Source organism: Bradyrhizobium sp. P5_C11_2, assembly GCF_054049755.1.
In genome coordinates, this window is the sequence record NZ_JBFULT010000001.1 from 1 (window position 1) to 16,612 (window position 16,612).

The following is a 16,612-nucleotide window of genomic DNA, read 5'->3' on the forward strand; positions in this document are numbered from 1 at the left end:
GACTGACCAAGTGCAGCTTTCAGGCTCGTCTCATCGGCACACCCGCCTGGAGACACAGTTTCTTGAAAAATCCATCGCTTCTCTAAAAGCCAATGGTAGGGCCTGCGTTTTAGTTCCGCAAAGTTTTCTCTCCAGACGGAATGACAAAGCTCTGCGAGAACAACTTGTTCGGGATGGAATTCTCGAAGGCGTCATTTCTTTACCTAGAGGAATTGTTCCCTGGACTGAAATAACTTTTGTGCTACTCATTATTTCCAAAATTGGGTCGAATAAATCCACCAACACAGTGTCGTTCGTAGACGCAACAAAATTTTACACTCTGGGCAGACGACGATCTGAGCGCATCGAAGATGATATGGCAGAGAAAATATTTTTCGAATACGTGAACGGAACAGATAACACGCGTGTTGCCCGCATCAGTATAAATGTCGTCCACGAAAGTGGTTTTAAACTATTGCCGTCCGATTGGGTATCGCAGGCCTCATCCGAGGAGATAGATGTCAAGGCAATCTATAACTTAGCCCATGAAGCGGAGAATGAAGCAGCGAGCCTATTAGAAGATATCGACAATCTGCTAGCAGACATCGCGATATTTAGATAATCATGAGGCTTAAGCTTCAACATTACTCAAGTGTGGCCTTCTACATGTCAGAGCACTTCCACAGCCGCACGCATCATCTCGTCGTTGACGTCGATGTAGCGCTGCGTCGTCGAGCGATGCCAGTGACCGGCGAGCATCATAATGGCCTTGGGCGAGATGCCTGCGTGGGCCAGGCGATTGATGAGCCAGCGGCGGCCGCTCTGGCTTGAGCCACCGTCTCGACCTGCTTGAGTGTTGAAGCCCTTCAGCAGCTGTGTCAGCACGTTGGCGCTGAATGCCGACCTCTTCGAGGTGATGAGGACCGGCTGCGACGAGGCGGGCATCTCGGCCAAGGTGGATCGAACCCGGTCAATCTCACCGGCCGCTAATCATATGTGATTTAGGCTTCTCGATGATCAGCCACGTGGCTCCGTAGGAGCGCGAAGTGCCGCATCCTAATGTCCAAGGCGGCCTCCCACCTCTGCGGTTCAGGCCAGAAAGCGGGAACATAGATCCTCAAATGCAGAGCTTCACGAGTGGCGCCCGACGAATTGAGGTGGAATGGTTCGCTGCCTCTGGCGGCTCTGCAGGGGGCGACGGGAACGGAGCATCCAGCCCAGCTGTACTTCTCCTGCACGGTGCCGACGGGCTGACCTTTGCCGCGGGTTACCACTTGGCCGCTCGCACGATTGCTGCCTTAGGCTACCACGTCGCCTTCGTCCACTACCTTGACCGGACTGGTGACCGGCGTGTTGCCTATACCCGGCTGCGGCAGGACTTTCCGCTCTGGGCGGAGACGGTGCGCGATGCAGTCGTCTGGCTGGCGGACCAGCCTGATACCGATGCGCAGAGGCTCGGCATCGTTGGGATCTCGCTCGGTGCAGCTCTGGCCCTCACCACAGCGGCAGCTGAGCCGCGGGTGCGGGCGATTGTCGACTATTTCGGTCCGTTACCGGAGGAGCTCAAGCGTGAGCGCCCACGCCTGCCGCCTACGCTGATCCTGCACGGCAGCGCAGATGCAATCGTGCCGGTCTCTCACGCACGAGGGCTGGAGCAACTGCTTCAGGAGCAGGGAACGGCGCACGAGATCCGGATCTACGAAGGCCAGGGTCATGGACTTTCGGGACCAGCACAGCTCGATGCGGCTACACGCGTTGCAGGATTCCTCGGACAGCACCTCCAGGCCGCTTAAGCTTCGGGACGGTACCCAAGTTTGCGAGCTCACAGCGCTGTTCAAGGCCAGATCTGCGGCTCAAGGGCTGGAGAGCCGTGTGCGAGCGGGCACGTCCGCCCGCATGGCTGCTATCCATTTCAATATTCAGCCGGAGGCACCATCTGAGCTGTCTACCGCCACATGACAGTTCGGCCAGATGCACCCGTGAAAGGAGCTGCTGACCGGGAGCATTTATCATGCGTGAACTCAAGGACCTCCACACCAGCGGCTGCGATGATGGCATTGATGCCGTCCTGCAGGGTATCGCGCATGGACTGAAGCAACTCGATCTGCCTAGTCTCGATACTATGCCAGAGAGGTTGCAAACCCTCCTGGACCGTGCCTGTGAGGCGTGCGAGGCTGCGTCATCAGAGCCGAACGCGGAACTGGCGTAGCAGTCGGCGCCAGCACTCAGCCCGCTGCCACAGCTTCCTCCGCCGGATGCGCAACGAGGTTGTCGAGCGTCCGCGTGACCCTTGGTGACGAATTCTGGAGAGCCAGCTGGACGCAAAGCATCAACGTGCGGCAGACAGCCCGGGGCCAGATCACCTGAGGACGCGCGGAAGCCGTCGCTTCCACCGCTCGCCAAGGCGCAGTGTTTCGGCCGGCTGAGAACGCCGTACTGTACGCGCCTGCGCCACAGCAGGCTGCGAGACCATGACGGGCGTTGTGATCGAGGCAGGAACGGCAGCAGGTGTAACCCGCGGCTGTATTGCTGGCTCAGCGCGAGGCCCTCGCCTCGGGCTAACCCTAGCAGCTGACTTCTGCAGGGGCTCGGCCGCCGATTTGACACGGCGGACACGCGGCAGGCGCTCCGGCACTGGTGCTTCATGAATCGCCTGGACTTCGGGCTCAACCGGCATGGCAAACATCGGCACCAGGCTCGGCAGTACACGACGAGCGGGTGTCTCGAGCCGAGCAGCTTCGGAAGAAGCTGGCTGCACCGGCTGTACCGGCTTCACCTCGGCGGGCTGGTTATCCGCGATCAGTGGCAGACCCTGCCAAAGATCATTGCTCTTGCGGGAACGTGCGGTGGCATCGGACAGCGAGGCACGGGATGTGCGGGTGTGCTTGACTTCGACCGTGAACGGTCGCGCGCTTCGGCGCTTCATGTGTGTGGGAATCCTGAAAACATCACGCTCAGCCGCACAATTCGCGCTGACAACGTTCGCACATCATATGGGTGACGGCAGATCTTTGTCTAGGAAGACCGGAGCCGATCTCCCTGGCTTCCTTTACAGAAAGGCGTGGCTGCGTAGCTCGCTGATCGAAGTGGCTGCATCGCGGTGATGGATGAAGATGCCGCCGGCTTCTTCCCAGAGGTGACGGTACTTCTCGCGATCGTCCACCAAGGCATCGCCTGGGTGACAATGCTCCCGCTTCAATGCCGCGCTCGTGGTGATCACTTCGACGCCTGGGAAGTGCGCCTCTGCCCAGCGCCGCTTCTGCGGCTCAGCCCAATTGCCGCGCGGCAGTCCTGTCAGGATAATTGGCTTCAGATGACGCACAGCCTCGTAGAGCTCCATGGCATCGGGCAACAGTGGAAGCCCTCCGAAGAAGTCGTCGAGCGAGGCCAGCTTGCTCCAGAACCGCCTCAGCCCGAAGCGGCGCTCAAACTCGCTCGGTGGCATGCCGAAGATGCGTCCGGCACCAGCATCAAAATCTGCGAGTACGCCATCGCAATCCAGGTAGATGGTGGGCATCAGGTCACGGGCCCGCAGACTGCACGACGTAGGTGTCAATGAATGCCCACGTCCTGAATTTCACAACCGACGGGAAGACCGTCGGGATGCACATGTAGAGCCTGGCAACGGCCGGCCCAATCAAAACGAAGGGTATGAGAGAGGTTAAGACGCGTGGTGCCGTGAGGTTGAGCATAAGTCATCCTCGTGCTGCGCGTTCACCAAGACGTAAAACAGCGGCCTCGCCAGATGACGGGCGCTCGTGCTGGCGTCTCGGTCAGAGCACCTCGACAGCTGCACGCATCATCTCGTCGTTGACATCGATGTAGCGCTGCGTGGTTGAGAGGTGTCGGTGGCCAGCCAGCATCATGATCGCCTGGGGCGAGTTCTCGCCATGTGCAAGGCGGGTGATGAACCAACCTCTGCCGCTGTAGCTCCAGCCACCGTCCAGGCCGGCCTGATCGTACAAGCCTTTCATCAGCTGCGTGAGGACGTTCGCGCTGAATGCCGACCTCTTCTGTGTGATGAGTACCGGCTGTGAAGTCAGCGGCGCTTCGGCCAGACTCGACCGGAATTGCTCAACCTCGCGGCGCCGGCGCGCGTTCATGAACAACACACGCGCATGCCCACCCTTTGTGATGGCCGCGCTCAGCCGGAGCTGCTCACGCACCCTCCCCTCGCCGTCGAGGAGATCACCCCAGCGTAGCACTGCGATCTCTCCGACGCGTAGGTCCGCGGGGTAGCTCAGCATCAGACCGGCCGGCAGCAGTTAAACATCACGTAGGAGGTGATCTGTATAGCCCCCCGTCACCCCCCCCCCGGGGGGCATCGCTCGGGCCTTGATTAATAGCCTTGATATCAATACGATTTTTAAATGTCTAAGCCGCTCGATGTCCCCTTCGAGACAACCCTACTGGTTCGGGACACCTGTCTGTGCCTGCATGCGCAGCGCACCGCGCGCGCCCTCGCGAGGCGCTTCGACGAGGCGCTGCGGCCGGTGCAACTGACCAACGGCCAGTTCTCCCTTCTGATGTCGCTGAACCGTCCTGAGCCGCCGACCATGGGGCCGGTGGCCGCGCTGCTTGCGATGGATCAGACAACTCTGACCGCGGCTCTCAAGCCTCTGGAACGCCGTGGTCTCGTCGATGTGACGCCCAACCCTGCAGACCGGCGAGAGCGGTTACTCCGGCTGACGGCAGAGGGGAAGGCGCTTCTTCGGCAGGCGGTGCCAATCTGGGAGCAGACTCATCAAGCGATCGAAGCGCTCCTGCCGGACTTGGATGCGGAGGCGGTGCGTCGAGCAATGCGTGCTTTAGCCTGAGCATGACAGCATTGGCTCATGGCACCAGTTGCCCGCTTGTAGCGCGGCGATCTGGATGAGATGTCAGCGACAATCAGGATGAGTGACCGGTGTCGCGGCGGGTTGATGATGAGCGGGTCGATCGACCGGCGCAAGGTGGCGTCGGGTCAGGTTCGTGTCGCGGCGCGTCACGCATCGGCAGTTTTGATTGTCGCGCGAGTTGGCGGTCGACCAGGACCGCGTTTCCGATCCAGGGCCGTGCGACGCCGGTAGCTGTCGACGTTCATCTCGAAGATGGTGGCATGGTGCACCAGCCGGTCGACGGCAGCGAGCGTCATGGCCGGATCGGGGAAGATCCGACCCCATTCGCCGAAGGGCTGGTTGGCGGTGATCATCAGGGAGCGGCGCTCGTAGCGGGCGCTGATCAGCTCGAACAGCACGCTCGTCTCGGCCTGGTCCTTGGTGACGTAGGCGAGGTCGTCGAGGATCAGCAGGTCGAAGCGGTCGAGCCGGCCGATGGCCGCCTCCAGGCCGAGGTCGCGCCGGGCGACCTGCAGCTTCTGGACGAGGTCGGTGGTGCGGGTGAACAGCACCTTGAAGCCGGCCTCGACGAGAGCGAGCCCGATCGCGGCGGCGAGATGGCTCTTCCCACCGCCAGGTGGACCGAACAGGAGCAGGTTGGCCCCCTGCGCCAGCCAAGCGTCGCCGGCGGTGACCGCCATGACCTGAGCCTTCGAGAGCATCGGCACGGCGGCGAAGTCGAAGCCATCGAGCGTCTTGCCCGGCGGCAGGCGCGCCTCGGCGAGATGACGCTCGATGCGTCGTCTGTCGCGCTCGGCCAACTCGTGCTCGGCGAGGGCGGCGAGGAAGCGGGCGGCGGGCCAGCCCTCCTTGTCGGCCTGTTCGGCAAAGCGGGGCCAGACGGTCTTGATGGTCGGCAGGCGCAGCTCACCGAGCATGATCCCGAGCCGGGCGGTGTCGACCGCGGTCGTGGTGCGGGCCAGGGCCTTCATGCCGCCCCTCCCGTCGTGACGCCGTCGAGGAGGCTCTCGTAGCTCGTCAGCGAGCCGAGGACGACGTTGACGTGAGGGATGGTAGCCGGATCGGGTGCGAAGCGGGCGCGCAAGGCGGCGAGATCGGGCAGGCGCTTGGCGGCCAGTTCGACGGCCAGACATTCGGCGAGCTCGGCCTCGCAGCCGCGGTCATGGGCCAGCGCAAGTAAGTCGACGGCGATGCGGCAGGCCTGCCGTTCCGGAAGCGCGGCGCGCAGGGCCTCGAAGGCGTGCCGGTAGGGTGCGCGCGGGAAGAGCCGGTCGCGGTAGACGAGGTTGAGCAGCGCCATCGGCTTGCGCCGGAGGGCGTGGATGACGTGGTGGTAGTCGACGACCTGATCGTGCCGTCCGTCCGGATGAGCCCGCCCCCGCGGCAGGGTGAGGAGGTGGGAGCCGCCGACGAAGACGTCGAGGCGGTCGTCGTAGAGGCGTACGCGCAGGGTGTGGCCGATCAGGCGCGAGGGCACGGTGTAGAACACCTTGCGCAGGCGGAACCCGCCGGCCGAGGAAACGCGCACGCTGACCTGCTCGTAGTCGCACGAGCGCCGCTCGGGCAGCCGCGCCAGGACAGCCCGCTCGCTGTCGATGCGCTTGGCTTGGCGGGCGTTGCGGCGTCCTACGAGCTCGTCGACGAAGGTGCGGTAGGCGGTCAGGTCGGGGAAGTCGGTGCTGGTGCGCAGCAGGAGCGCGTCGGCGATGGCCCGCTTGAGATGGCCATGCGGGCCCTCGACCGAGCCGTTCTCGTGGGCGAGGCCGGTGTTGTTGCGGGTGGGCGTCATGCCGTAGTGGGCGCACAGGGCCTCGTAGCGGCGGGTGAGATCCTCCTGGGCGGCCTCGTCGAGGTTGCGGAAGGCGGCCGAGAGGCTGTCGGTGCGGTGCTCGCGCGGCACGCCGCCGAGAGACCAGAGGGCATTCTGCAGCCCTTCGGCGAGCGCCACGAAGCTCTCGCCGCCGAGCACGACGTGGGCGTGCTCGAAGCCGGAGTAGGCGAGCCGGAAGTGGTAGAGCCGATGGTCGAGGCGCAGCCCAGCGATGGTGACGCCGAGATCGGCCATGTCGGTAAAGTCCGACAGCCCCATCCGCCCGGGCTCGTGGGTCTGACGAAAGATGACGTCCTGGTCGGCTCCGTGCACGGCGCGCCAAGCCCGGATACGCCGCTCCAGCGTCCGGCGGACCCCTTCGCCGAGATCGGGATGACGGCGCAGGATCTCCTCGAAGACGGCCACCGGCCTCAGGCCGGGCGCGGCTTCGAGCAATGGCACGATCTCGGCCTCGAACACCTCGGCGAGAGGATCGGGCCGACGCCGTCCGCGCGGGGTCTTCTTAGCCGAGGGCAGACGCGGATCGGCGGCAATGCGATGGCCGGTGGCGGGACTGAAGGCGGCCTTGGCGGCGGCCGCAGCGACGCTGTCGCTCTGACGGAACTGCATGAAGAGCCTCATCTGGTGATCGGTCACGTGGCGGCCGGGCACGGGCGGGCTCCTCAAACTGAGGACGACCCCGCAGCTGGCCCGGTGGCCGCGATCACCAGACGACGTGCCCCTGGAGGTCACGCCGACGCCGATCCGATGCCTCCGGTCGGGCTCTGCCCTCCTTGCGTCATCAGATCGGCGGTTCCTCTCATCTTGATTGACGCGCTGGTCTCATCCTGATTGCCGCGCTGCACCCGCTCGCCTCCGCCGCGCCTGCGATCTCGGCTTCGAGCTGCCGCGGGTGCTCGCTGCACCAGCATACAGCTGCAACCCCCCCCCGAGGCGCTCAGAAGACGCTTAAGGGGCTTAGCGATTATGCTGATGCACCATGACGATGATGGGCTTTGCCGCCGCTTAGGTTGCAAACTGGAGCGAGCGCGACGTTGAGGCAGTGCTCCGGCGCTTTGCCGAGGAGGCTGGGTTCGTCAGTCCGATTGCCCGCGACATTGTCGGAGAAGCCGTGCTCCCTTACCGGGCTGAGCCGCTCGCAACGCAAGCTCGGCCGTATTGACAAATCAGATCATATTGATATCAATATTATCAGGCTGGCGGGGGCTCCGCGAAGCTCATTGCCCGATCGGAGAGGCCTGTATGTCGAGCGCGCACGGACAGTTTGCCTGGTACGAGCTAATGACGACCGATGCAGCGGCCGCAGAGGCTTTCTACAAGGCCGTGGTCGGTTGGAATGCCCGTGACGCGAGCCAACCTGGTATGACCTATACGTCCTTCCTCGCCGGAAGCACGCCGGTGGCGGGGGTGATGACCCTGCCCGAGGACGCGTGTGCTGCCGGCGCTCGCCCGGGCTGGCTCGGCTACGTCATCGTTGACGATGTCGATGCTTACGCGGTGCGGGTGACAGACGGCGGTGGTCAGATTCACCGCCCAGCGACCGACATCCCGGGCATCGGCCGTTTCGCCGTCGTGGCAGACCCGCAAGGGGCCGAGTTCGTGCTGTTCAAGGGCATGGAGTGTGGGTCGGCATCACCGGCCCTCCCTGATGAGCCGGGATACGCCGCGTGGCGTGAGTTGATGGCTGCTGACGCCGAGAGTGCGTTCAGCTTCTACTCTGACCTGTTTAGGTGGACGAAAGCCGACGCTGTCGACCTGGGGCCTATGGGCACTTACCAGTTGTTCGCTGCTGGTGGCGCCGCGATCGGTGGGATGATGACCAAGCCGCCGAGCCTTCCGGCACCGTTCTGGACCTACTACTTCCGCGTCGACAGCATCGAGGCTGCAGTGTCGCGCATCCAGGCTGCGGGTGGGACCGTCATCAATGGCCCGCACCAAGTGCCAGGCGGTGACTGGATCGTCCAGGGCCTTGACCCGCAAGGTGCGATGTTCGCGCTGTTCAGTCCTCACACCTGACTTTCGGCTAAATCAGAGCGAGGCTCTTCGACGTGCTGACGCACGGGCGGCACCTTTGCTTGCCGGGGAGCTGCGAGCCCGCTCGTCCTAGGTCGCCACAACACGTAAGAGGGTATGATCATGACTGCAGCCGGGATAGATGCTGCTCAGATCGAGATCGTGCCGGTTGAACCACGACTGATCGCGATAGTCCGTAACACCGTGGCCTTTGCTGATCTTCCCCGAGCACAGCGTGAGGCACGCGCCTTACTCGATGCATTGCTGAAAGATGCGGGGATTGAGAACGGTGGCTGGACGCTGACGGTTTGGCGGCCTCCGGAGGCTGGGATGATCGACTACGCGCCGGGTGTCTTCGTGCCGGAAGGGTTCAGCGTGTCAGGAGCGGTGAGCCTCTTCACATTGCCAAAAGGACGCGCTGCTCATCTTCGTATGCGCGGTTCTTACGCGGGTTTGCCGGACGCATGGGGACGCGTGTTCTCGGGCATCAAGGCCCAAGGATTGGTGCCTGCAGGCCTCAATTGGGAGATCTATGCCGCTCCCGACGTGCCGCCTGAGGAGGCGGAGACAGACCTGTACGCCCTCCTGGCGTGAGTTGAGCTGGCGAGAGCCGTCAGAGCCTGATCTTGAAGATGGCCATCCCGCTCGATGGCTTCTGAGCATTCTGGATGGCGCAAGTTCATGGATGTTCGGCGCCGATCAGGAGGCAAGGGTCGAAGCAGAGGGAGACGTTCGATGGACGCAAGCGGACAGAATGTTCCCGCCGCCAGGAAGGCCCGCACAACAGTGGAGCCGGCATCAGAAAGGGAGTTCGTCGTTACGCGAACCGTCAGTGGACCGGCGCGCATCGTGTTCGAAGCATGGACCAAGCCGGAGCTGTTTCAGCAATGGTGGGTGCCCAAATCGTGCGGCGTGTCCTTGATCTCGTTCGAGGCCGATATCCGCACGGGCGGCGCCTACCGGTTGGTGATGGGTCATCCTTCCTCGGAGCAGCCCATGGCGTTCTTCGGCCGATACGTCGAGGTGACGCCCCGTGCCCGACTCGTCTGGACCAATGACGAAGGGGGTGAGGACGGGGCCGTCACCACCGTGACCTTCGAGGAAACGGGCGGGGCGACACGCGTCGTCGTGCACGAGCTCTATCCCTCGAAGGAAGCGCTCAACGAGGCCATGGCCTGCGGAAGCACCAGCGGCTGGGCTGAGCAATTCGCGCAGCTGGACGAGCTTGTCATCAGCCTGGACGCGAAGGTCTGACCGCCATGGGCAAGGTGTGCGTGAGAGGTTTTGCAGTGTCCGTCGACGGCTTCGGCGCCGGCCCGGACCAGAGCCTCGAGCATCCGCTCGGGAAAGGCGGCCCGGAGTTGATGCGGTGGTTCTTCCCGACGCGGGCCTTCCGCTCGATGATCGGGCAAGAGGGCGGGACTGACGATCGCTTTGCCGAGGACGGGATGAAAGGCTTCGGCGCCTTCATCCTCGGCCGCAATATGTTCGGCCCGATCCGGGGCGAATGGCCGGACGACGCGTGGAAGGGCTGGTGGGGCGACAATCCCCCGTATCACGCACCGACTTTCATCCTCACCCATCACGCCCGGGCGCCAATCGAGATGGAGGGCGGGACGACCTTCCATTTCATCACCGGGGGGATCGAGGCGGCGCTCGCCCAGGCCAAGGCCGCCGCTGGCGACTTGGACGTCAAGGTCGGCGGTGGCGTGTCGACGGTCCGGCAGTATCTGCTCGCGGGCGCGATCGACGAAATGCAGCTGGCGGTGTCACCCATCGTTCTGGGCCGGGGCGAACACCTGTTCGCGGGCATAGACCTGCCAGGCCTCGGCTATCGCGTGACGGAGACGGTCCCGACGGAGCTCGCGACCTACATCGTGCTGACGCGCTGATTGTCGGAAGGGAGCCGGTCGACGCCTCAACGCCGAAAGCCGATCCATTGCGGGCCTTTTTGAGGCATGTGATCGGCGCGTTGGACTACCTTGGGAGAGACGCTGATGGCCGGCAAGAGGACGGACGTTGCAACTCAGGGAAGAGACCAGGATACCGGCACCGCCGGGCAGTTGATCGACGCGAAGATCGCCGCGCTGGGCGACTGGCGCGGGGCGATGCTAGCCTCGATCCGCAATCTGATCTGGCAGGCCGATCCGGCGGTTACCGAGGACGTGAAATGGCGGAAGCCGTCCAATCCTCTGGGTGTCGCCGTCTGGTCGCACGGCGGCATTTTGTGCACGGGCGAAACCTACAAGGACAAGGTCAAACTGACCTTTGCGCAGGGCGCGTCGCTGCCAGATCCATCGGGCCTCTTCAACGCTGGGCTAGACGGTGGCACGCGGCGCGCGATTGATCTGCGCGATGGCGACACGATCGACGAGGGTGCGTTCAAAGCTATCATCGCCTCGGCAATCACATTCAACGCCGCCCGGCCATTGAGGCCGCAGCCACCCATCTGAGACGATCACGTAGACCGGCTGGATCACAGGCAGCATCTATGGCCTCTCTGATCTGGTGAAGTTGTTCAACAAAACCGATTAGTCGGAGATATTGGAAGGCTCTAAAGTACCTCGACCGCAGCACGCATCATTTCGTCGTTGACGTCGATGTAGCGCTGCGTTGTCGAGAGGTGACGGTGTCCGGCCAGCATCATAATGGCCTTGGACGAGATGCCTGCGTGGGCCAAGCGAGTGATGAACCAGCGTCGACCACTGTGGCTCGATCCGCCGTCCAAGCCAGCCTGGACGTAGAAGCCCTTCATCAGCTGCGTCAGCACGTTTGCGCTGAACGCCGACCTCTTCTGCGTGATGAGGACCGCCTGCGAAGCTTGTGGCGCTTCGATCAGGCTGGATCGGAACTGCTCAATCTCACGTCGTAGGCGAGCATTCATGAACACGACGCGCGCGTGTCCGCCTTTGGTAACAGCCGCGCTCAACCGGAGCTGCTCGCGCACCCTCCCGTCCCCGTCGAGGAGATCACCCCAACGTAGCGAGGCAATCTCGCCGACCCGCAGACCGGCCAAGTAGCTCAGCATCAGAGCAGCTCGGTTCCGATGACCATATTTGCCTTGGCCCGCAACAGCCAAAAGTCTTCTCAGCTCAGCATCGCTTGGAACTCGGGCCTGGCTCATCGAAAAACCTCAAAATTTGTACGCCTCAGCGGCAAGGCATGATGTTTCCAAATCAAGCCGAGAGCGAGCTCTTGCCTTTCTTTAGCAATATCAACAACTTAGCTGCAAACCTCAGAAAAACTACATTTTATGACGTTTTCGTGCGGGCACACCTCAACCTTGGCGCGCTCGCTCTTTGATCAGCCTGGCTGCACGGCTTCCTCATCCCACGCGCGAGGTTGCCCATGCCGCCCCTGATCGACGCTGCTACCCGAAAGCTGCTCCTGGCCAATGGCCGCGAACCGGAGCGCGACCACCACCCCGTGCTCAAGCTGTTCAATCCGGTGGGACCGGCCACTTGGTTGATTTGCGCGATGGAGGCGGATGGCGACACCCTTTTCGGGCTGTGCGATCTCGGCTTCGGCGAGCCTGAGCTCGGCTACGTCAGCCTCGAGGAGCTAAAGGAGGTCAGTGCTGGGCTCGCCATCGGCTTGGAGCGCGACCGCTCATTCCGAGGTACGCATCCGATCTCGGTATATACGCGCGTTGCGAGAGCCGCCGGCCGGATCCTCGAGTTAGACCGTGGGCCAAGCATTAATCCGAGCGCGTAAGATGCTGGCATGTGCGAAGGGGCTGCCAGCGCAGTCCCTTTCCTGCCTGGTACTGCGGCTTGACCATATCGAGGTCACCACACACTGCGGCTGGCTCAGTGTCCGTGTCTGCGAAAGGCGGCCAACGCGCTCGCGCTTGACCTGCCGAGCACATCACGCACCCTCCGGCCGCGGCACTCCGCTCGGCGCAGCACCCGTTTGCACCTCCGACTGATCCGATTGCCGCGTGGCGGTGTCGCTGTCGCGGCAGGGCATCCCTGTGCTGAACATGGCATGCAATCGGTGGGCGATCCGGCGTGGGACGCTGCATCTGGCGCGGCAGGCACAGCAACCAGAAAACGCCCGGCAAGATAGCTAAGCAGGCTCCGCCGGTTCGCTTAACCCCTCGTTGATCCTGATCCGCAAAAGTGCCGCCCCGCATCAGCGCGAGGAGGGAGCATGAGTGATATGACTGACACCGTAGGCGTCGCGGGCGACCGCATCCGCTCCATCATCGAGCGCATCGAGCGGTTGGAGGAAGAGATCAAGGATCTGATGGAGACCAAGAAGGAGATCTTCGCCGAGGCTAAGGGCGAGGGCCTGGACGTAAAGGTGCTCAAGGAGATCTTGAAGCTTCGCAAGCAGGACAAGGACGAGCGCGAGGAGCAGGAGACGCTGCTCGAGCTCTACCTGCGCGCCATGGACGCGCCGGCTCCCGACCCGGTCGCGCAGGCCGCCTGAATACTACGGATGAACTTTCCTCAAAAGATGAGCTAGGGAGTCCGCGATAATGAACAGCAGTGGGAATGCTACAAAAGTCCACTGGTTTTCCGGTCCCGCTTGTAAAGCATAATCTGAGCATCCAAGTCAGTATGTAGCGGTAGTGCACGGATCGGACGCAAGGGAGCAGACCAAGTGGCTTAAGCAGGACGCTAAGGATGAGAGCGCGTACAGTGTGCTTATCAGCTTCACAAATACCAAGCCGATCTCAATGAAAACGGTAATCAGCTTCTTGTACAAAGAAGGTGATTCGCGGCTCAATGCGGAGGCAAAAAGGCTGGCATCTATGTTCAAGCTTAAATTTTGTTAGTCTAAACAGGTTGAGCATTGAGGTGACGCAATATAGACGCTTTGCCGCAGAATGCGTTATTTCCTCATCCGACGTAGACGTGACGCTGCGTGGTCGAGAGCCGCCTGCAGCGTGTCTCCGCAACGGATAGGAAAGGCCCTGGCTATTTCTGTCCGAAGGAAAACCCTTCTGCTCGCAAGCCACCGAACCAGGCTCTGTAACCATGCCGCGCATGCATCCAGTACCCCACCTAGTACCCCTCATCGGCGAAGCGAGACGCGGTCGCAAACACTTTATTCCGAAGGATCGCGTCAGAGACCTGCAACAGCTATATAACTTGCAGATTCATCTCTATCCTCTCATGGTGCAGCGGTCAGAAGAACTGAATTCGCCGCCCTCGCCGCTATTTGACGGTGACCGAAGGATGACGAAGACCGAGTTGCTCTTGTTCATCTTAGCTAACCCCGAGTCTGATTTTTCGTCAGAGAGAGTGAGAACTGCTCTCAAACCCTCGCAGGACATGTCAGATGCGGAGCGCACGCACCACATTGATCGCCATCATGACAGAGCACGTGAGCTCACGCAGGTATGGACCTCCAGCGCGGCTCAATCCCACATCGGCATAGGAGGAAAGATTGCCGAATTCCTCCCGGATCTGCATGCAGCAAGAAACCCAAAGCAGCGGCATAAACTCCTTCAAGACATGATCGACTCTGATGTCTATTTTCTTCAGCCGGACTACAGAGGGTATGGCAAGACTGTCGACGCTAGGCTGGAGCCGGCGACAGGTCGTCTCCTGATTGAACGCGCGCTCGTGGACTGGCAAGCAGATCGCAGAGCATTTGCAACCGCTCGACTCGCCGTATTTCGCCTGCTCAAAGGTATACAGGCCCAAAAGGAGGCCAATCGTCGCGCTCTCTTTGGTTATTATGGAGCGACTCACCACCTCAGGGCGCTCGACGGTAAATTGATGACTCTGAAGGCCGCCAAGCTTTTGACTGCCTGTATCGTGGGGGCGGACCGTCAACCGGCTGGTAAGGACCCGTTCAGCTCGAACGACCGAGTCATGAGGGCTGTCATGCAGGTCTTAGAACCTAGAATATCCGCTGCAGTGCGACGGAGGCAGACAAAGCGCGACGAAAATCGCCGCAGGAAGAGAAGCTAAGGTTAGTAGAAACAGCTGTTCGGACCGACGAGTTCCTCAGTCCCAGCTTGGCCCGTAAAGCACTACTTTAACTCGGCTCGGATTGCCTTCGCAAAGATCAGCCTCAGCTCTTCCGGGGTCGGGCCGGCCCATCGCCACCAGTCAATTCAACCTTCGCCCTCGCACTCACCCGCGAACGGCGTGGTCCTGCTCAGCCCTCCAGCGGATTAACGACCAGCCCACTGCAGCGCGCATGYCGCCAGGGTAGCCGGCCAAACTCCGCCAATCACTGCAGATCAGAAGCCGCGCCAGTTTAGCAGTTGCGCTCCAAGCGCAGCGCTGCGCTTTACGAGCTGCTGAGTGGCAGCAGCGTCGCCCGTCTCGACACCCTGGAACCAGATCTGTCACCGGCTCGCATGAGCACGACATCGGCACCGTGCGGTGCCCGACGTAAGCCGCCCACGCCGATGTGTGGTGACCCGGACAGCCGTACTGTCGGGATCGTGCTCGTCTGTATTCTCGGTGGGCGGGGGCTCACCCCCTGCGTCGGTGACCTCCGCACCAACGGAGACGGCCAGTCCGCTCCAGGGAGGGAACGCCCTCGCTGTCCGATGCGCTCCGCGACTTGTTGAGGCACGCTCGGAATCGCCCAACTCCAAAATTGCCAGTGCCGGTTCAAACGCATGCTTTCAAGGGAGGATCCTCTGACGCTTCACGACCGGTCGGCAGTACGCAAGCCACCGTTTGCCTCGCCGGACTTATCCGCAGGCAGAAGCAAATGAGAATCCCTTACAGCGGGCCATTTCTCCTCTAAGCCATTGCCATACAAAGCCTTTTTCGCCGCTAGATCGTTAGGTTAGCCGCTCGTGCACTGGTACCACCATGTGCATTCCGCGACGCCAGGAACCTAAAACATGACCGATAACACCTCGGCACCCTCACTCGAGCAAGTTGAACCGGAGACGAAGCCGTCTTGCGGGAGTGGGGCGGCCGCATCAGGCGACAGTTCCACATTCCTGGATGAAAAAGATCCAGAGCAAGACGCTACTGATGATCCAGCGGTCCCTTTCGAGGGTAAGCGCGAGGAGATTCTCGATCGAAGATTGGGCGCTATCAAACTGAAGGACGAACGCTTTTATCTCTGGATGGGCCCCGCAAAGCGCAAGCATAACAGGCGACATATTATATCACTCCTTGTATGGACTGCAGAGAGCCGGATAAAGCCAGGTTACCTTGAGAGAAAGCTGAGTTCTAACAATATAGCGGTTGCTTCGAATGCGAAGAACGACGATCGCGCCATTTATGCTGCCGCGATTAAGCTGGGTAGCTCATACGCCTTGAGAGAAGAGAGCGGAGAGTCAATGCGGCCACATGATGTCAGCCGTACAGCTCACGTAATGGAAGGCATAGCAGTGTTTTGTAGGTCAAGTGGAATTTCTCTCGCATTTGGCAGCGAGGGAATCATCTATCAAGAAACACATAAAATGAGTGACCAAAAACTTCGTGATCTCGCGAATGACGCTGCACGCGTTGGCAGCAACGGAGATGAACCGGGGAACGAAGAACTTGGCACGATGGATGTCGCCCCAGTTGACGCCAGCGTACCGGCCGAAACCGAACTAGCCGGATCAGGCGGTTGCATCAGTGCAATACCCATGGAGGCGGATCGTTCTGGAGGCACTCTCACCAGGCACGATGGGAGCGACGGCAAAGCTTCCTCACCAAGAGGAGGTAGCGAGGCCGAAACCGGAACTAACATGAGCGGCTCGGCCGACGCCCAGCCACTCACGCTACTCGTAAGGGAATGTCTTCCCGCGCTTGGGCAGCTTCCAAAATGTTCGAGCGGTCCAGGAAATTCTAGCGACATATCACTGTTCGTTGGGCTGCCAGCCGGTAACGACAGCGGAACGTTGCTCTACGGGCCGATAGAATCTGGCATCCGCGCGGAGAAGGCCGTCCGGGCGATGCTGCCCAAGCACTCCCCCCATTAGGGTAGACGGAACTCAACGATTGCACGCTCTCTCAGTAGGAAAGGTGAGAAAATG

At 61.5% G+C, this 16,612-nt stretch carries 19 protein-coding genes; 13 read left to right on the forward strand and 6 right to left on the reverse strand.

The genetic code is table 11. The features are described from left to right. The coding region (locus ACXJL8_RS00005) for an N-6 DNA methylase (RefSeq protein ID WP_456684398.1) at window positions 1-601 on the forward strand (601 nt) is incomplete at its 5' end. A 47-nt stretch (window positions 602-648) separates the two neighbouring features. Here the strand turns inward: ACXJL8_RS00005 and ACXJL8_RS00010 are convergent. After that, window positions 649-924: a tyrosine-type recombinase/integrase gene (locus ACXJL8_RS00010; protein WP_456684456.1), complete on the reverse strand. Its 276-nt coding sequence runs from the start codon at window positions 922-924 to the stop codon at window positions 649-651. A gap of 176 nt (window positions 925-1,100) precedes the next feature. On the opposite strand from ACXJL8_RS00010, the gene ACXJL8_RS00015 reads away from it, so the two are divergent. Continuing rightward, window positions 1,101-1,772, forward strand: coding sequence for a dienelactone hydrolase family protein (locus ACXJL8_RS00015; protein WP_456684399.1), 672 nt, complete (start codon window positions 1,101-1,103; stop codon window positions 1,770-1,772). A gap of 218 nt (window positions 1,773-1,990) precedes the next feature. After that, on the forward strand, window positions 1,991-2,188 hold the full coding sequence (locus ACXJL8_RS00020; protein WP_456684400.1) for a hypothetical protein: 198 nt from the start codon (window positions 1,991-1,993) through the stop codon (window positions 2,186-2,188). Window positions 2,189-3,028: 840 nt separating this feature from the next. Here ACXJL8_RS00020 and ACXJL8_RS00025 read toward each other — a convergent pair. Both ACXJL8_RS00025 and ACXJL8_RS00030 read right to left on the reverse strand, forming a co-directional pair. Beyond that, a complete protein-coding gene (locus tag ACXJL8_RS00025) occupies window positions 3,029-3,496 on the reverse strand; it encodes a hypothetical protein (protein WP_456684401.1) in 468 nt (155 codons plus the stop codon). Between the two features lie 256 nt (window positions 3,497-3,752). Then, window positions 3,753-4,226: a tyrosine-type recombinase/integrase gene (locus ACXJL8_RS00030; RefSeq protein ID WP_456684402.1), complete on the reverse strand. Its 474-nt coding sequence runs from the start codon at window positions 4,224-4,226 to the stop codon at window positions 3,753-3,755. Between the two features lie 123 nt (window positions 4,227-4,349). Between ACXJL8_RS00030 and ACXJL8_RS00035 the strand changes: the two genes are divergently transcribed. Then, window positions 4,350-4,796 (forward strand): MarR family winged helix-turn-helix transcriptional regulator, encoded by a 447-nt coding sequence (locus ACXJL8_RS00035; RefSeq protein WP_456684403.1) that lies wholly within the window; start codon window positions 4,350-4,352, stop codon window positions 4,794-4,796. Between the two features lie 167 nt (window positions 4,797-4,963). On the opposite strand, the gene istB is transcribed toward ACXJL8_RS00035, so the two are convergent. Both istB and istA read right to left on the reverse strand, forming a co-directional pair. Continuing rightward, window positions 4,964-5,788 carry an IS21-like element helper ATPase IstB gene (gene istB, locus ACXJL8_RS00040; protein WP_456684404.1) on the reverse strand — a complete coding sequence of 275 codons (825 nt, stop codon included), beginning with the start codon at window positions 5,786-5,788 and terminating at the stop codon, window positions 4,964-4,966. Next, window positions 5,785-7,299, reverse strand: coding sequence for an IS21 family transposase (gene istA / locus ACXJL8_RS00045; RefSeq protein ID WP_456684405.1), 1,515 nt, complete (start codon window positions 7,297-7,299; stop codon window positions 5,785-5,787). The genes istB and istA overlap by 4 nt, the downstream gene beginning before the upstream one ends. A gap of 591 nt (window positions 7,300-7,890) precedes the next feature. On the opposite strand from istA, the gene ACXJL8_RS00050 reads away from it, so the two are divergent. The 5 genes from ACXJL8_RS00050 to ACXJL8_RS00070 all read left to right on the forward strand — a co-directional run bounded on the left by ACXJL8_RS00050 (window position 7,891) and on the right by ACXJL8_RS00070 (window position 11,114). Beyond that, window positions 7,891-8,664, forward strand: a complete 774-nt coding sequence (locus ACXJL8_RS00050) for a VOC family protein (RefSeq protein WP_456684406.1) — start codon at window positions 7,891-7,893, stop codon at window positions 8,662-8,664. Window positions 8,665-8,778: 114 nt separating this feature from the next. After that, window positions 8,779-9,255: a GyrI-like domain-containing protein gene (locus ACXJL8_RS00055; RefSeq protein WP_456684407.1), complete on the forward strand. Its 477-nt coding sequence runs from the start codon at window positions 8,779-8,781 to the stop codon at window positions 9,253-9,255. A 141-nt stretch (window positions 9,256-9,396) separates the two neighbouring features. Further along, window positions 9,397-9,915: an SRPBCC domain-containing protein gene (locus ACXJL8_RS00060; RefSeq protein WP_456684408.1), complete on the forward strand. Its 519-nt coding sequence runs from the start codon at window positions 9,397-9,399 to the stop codon at window positions 9,913-9,915. Between the two features lie 5 nt (window positions 9,916-9,920). Next, the gene (locus tag ACXJL8_RS00065; protein WP_456684409.1) at window positions 9,921-10,553 is read left to right on the forward strand and encodes a dihydrofolate reductase family protein; all 633 of its coding nucleotides are present in this window, start codon (window positions 9,921-9,923) and stop codon (window positions 10,551-10,553) included. A gap of 105 nt (window positions 10,554-10,658) precedes the next feature. Beyond that, window positions 10,659-11,114 (forward strand): DUF1801 domain-containing protein, encoded by a 456-nt coding sequence (locus tag ACXJL8_RS00070; protein WP_456684410.1) that lies wholly within the window; start codon window positions 10,659-10,661, stop codon window positions 11,112-11,114. A gap of 101 nt (window positions 11,115-11,215) precedes the next feature. Here the strand turns inward: ACXJL8_RS00070 and ACXJL8_RS00075 are convergent, their stop codons facing one another. Next, a complete protein-coding gene (locus ACXJL8_RS00075; RefSeq protein WP_456684411.1) occupies window positions 11,216-11,785 on the reverse strand; it encodes a tyrosine-type recombinase/integrase in 570 nt (189 codons plus the stop codon). A 224-nt stretch (window positions 11,786-12,009) separates the two neighbouring features. Between ACXJL8_RS00075 and ACXJL8_RS00080 the strand changes: the two genes are divergently transcribed. From ACXJL8_RS00080 to ACXJL8_RS00095, 4 genes are all read left to right on the forward strand, one after another. Continuing rightward, entirely contained in the window at window positions 12,010-12,375 is a 366-nt protein-coding gene (locus ACXJL8_RS00080) for a DUF2958 domain-containing protein (RefSeq protein ID WP_456684412.1), read from the forward strand. 438 nt (window positions 12,376-12,813) lie between these two features. Then, window positions 12,814-13,095, forward strand: coding sequence for a DUF2312 domain-containing protein (locus ACXJL8_RS00085; protein WP_456684413.1), 282 nt, complete (start codon window positions 12,814-12,816; stop codon window positions 13,093-13,095). A gap of 752 nt (window positions 13,096-13,847) precedes the next feature. Next, the gene (locus ACXJL8_RS00090; RefSeq protein ID WP_456684414.1) at window positions 13,848-14,588 is read left to right on the forward strand and encodes a hypothetical protein; all 741 of its coding nucleotides are present in this window, start codon (window positions 13,848-13,850) and stop codon (window positions 14,586-14,588) included. Window positions 14,589-15,481: 893 nt separating this feature from the next. Next, entirely contained in the window at window positions 15,482-16,558 is a 1,077-nt protein-coding gene (locus ACXJL8_RS00095) for a hypothetical protein (RefSeq protein WP_456684415.1), read from the forward strand. The last annotated feature ends 54 nt before the right edge of the window (window positions 16,559-16,612 follow it).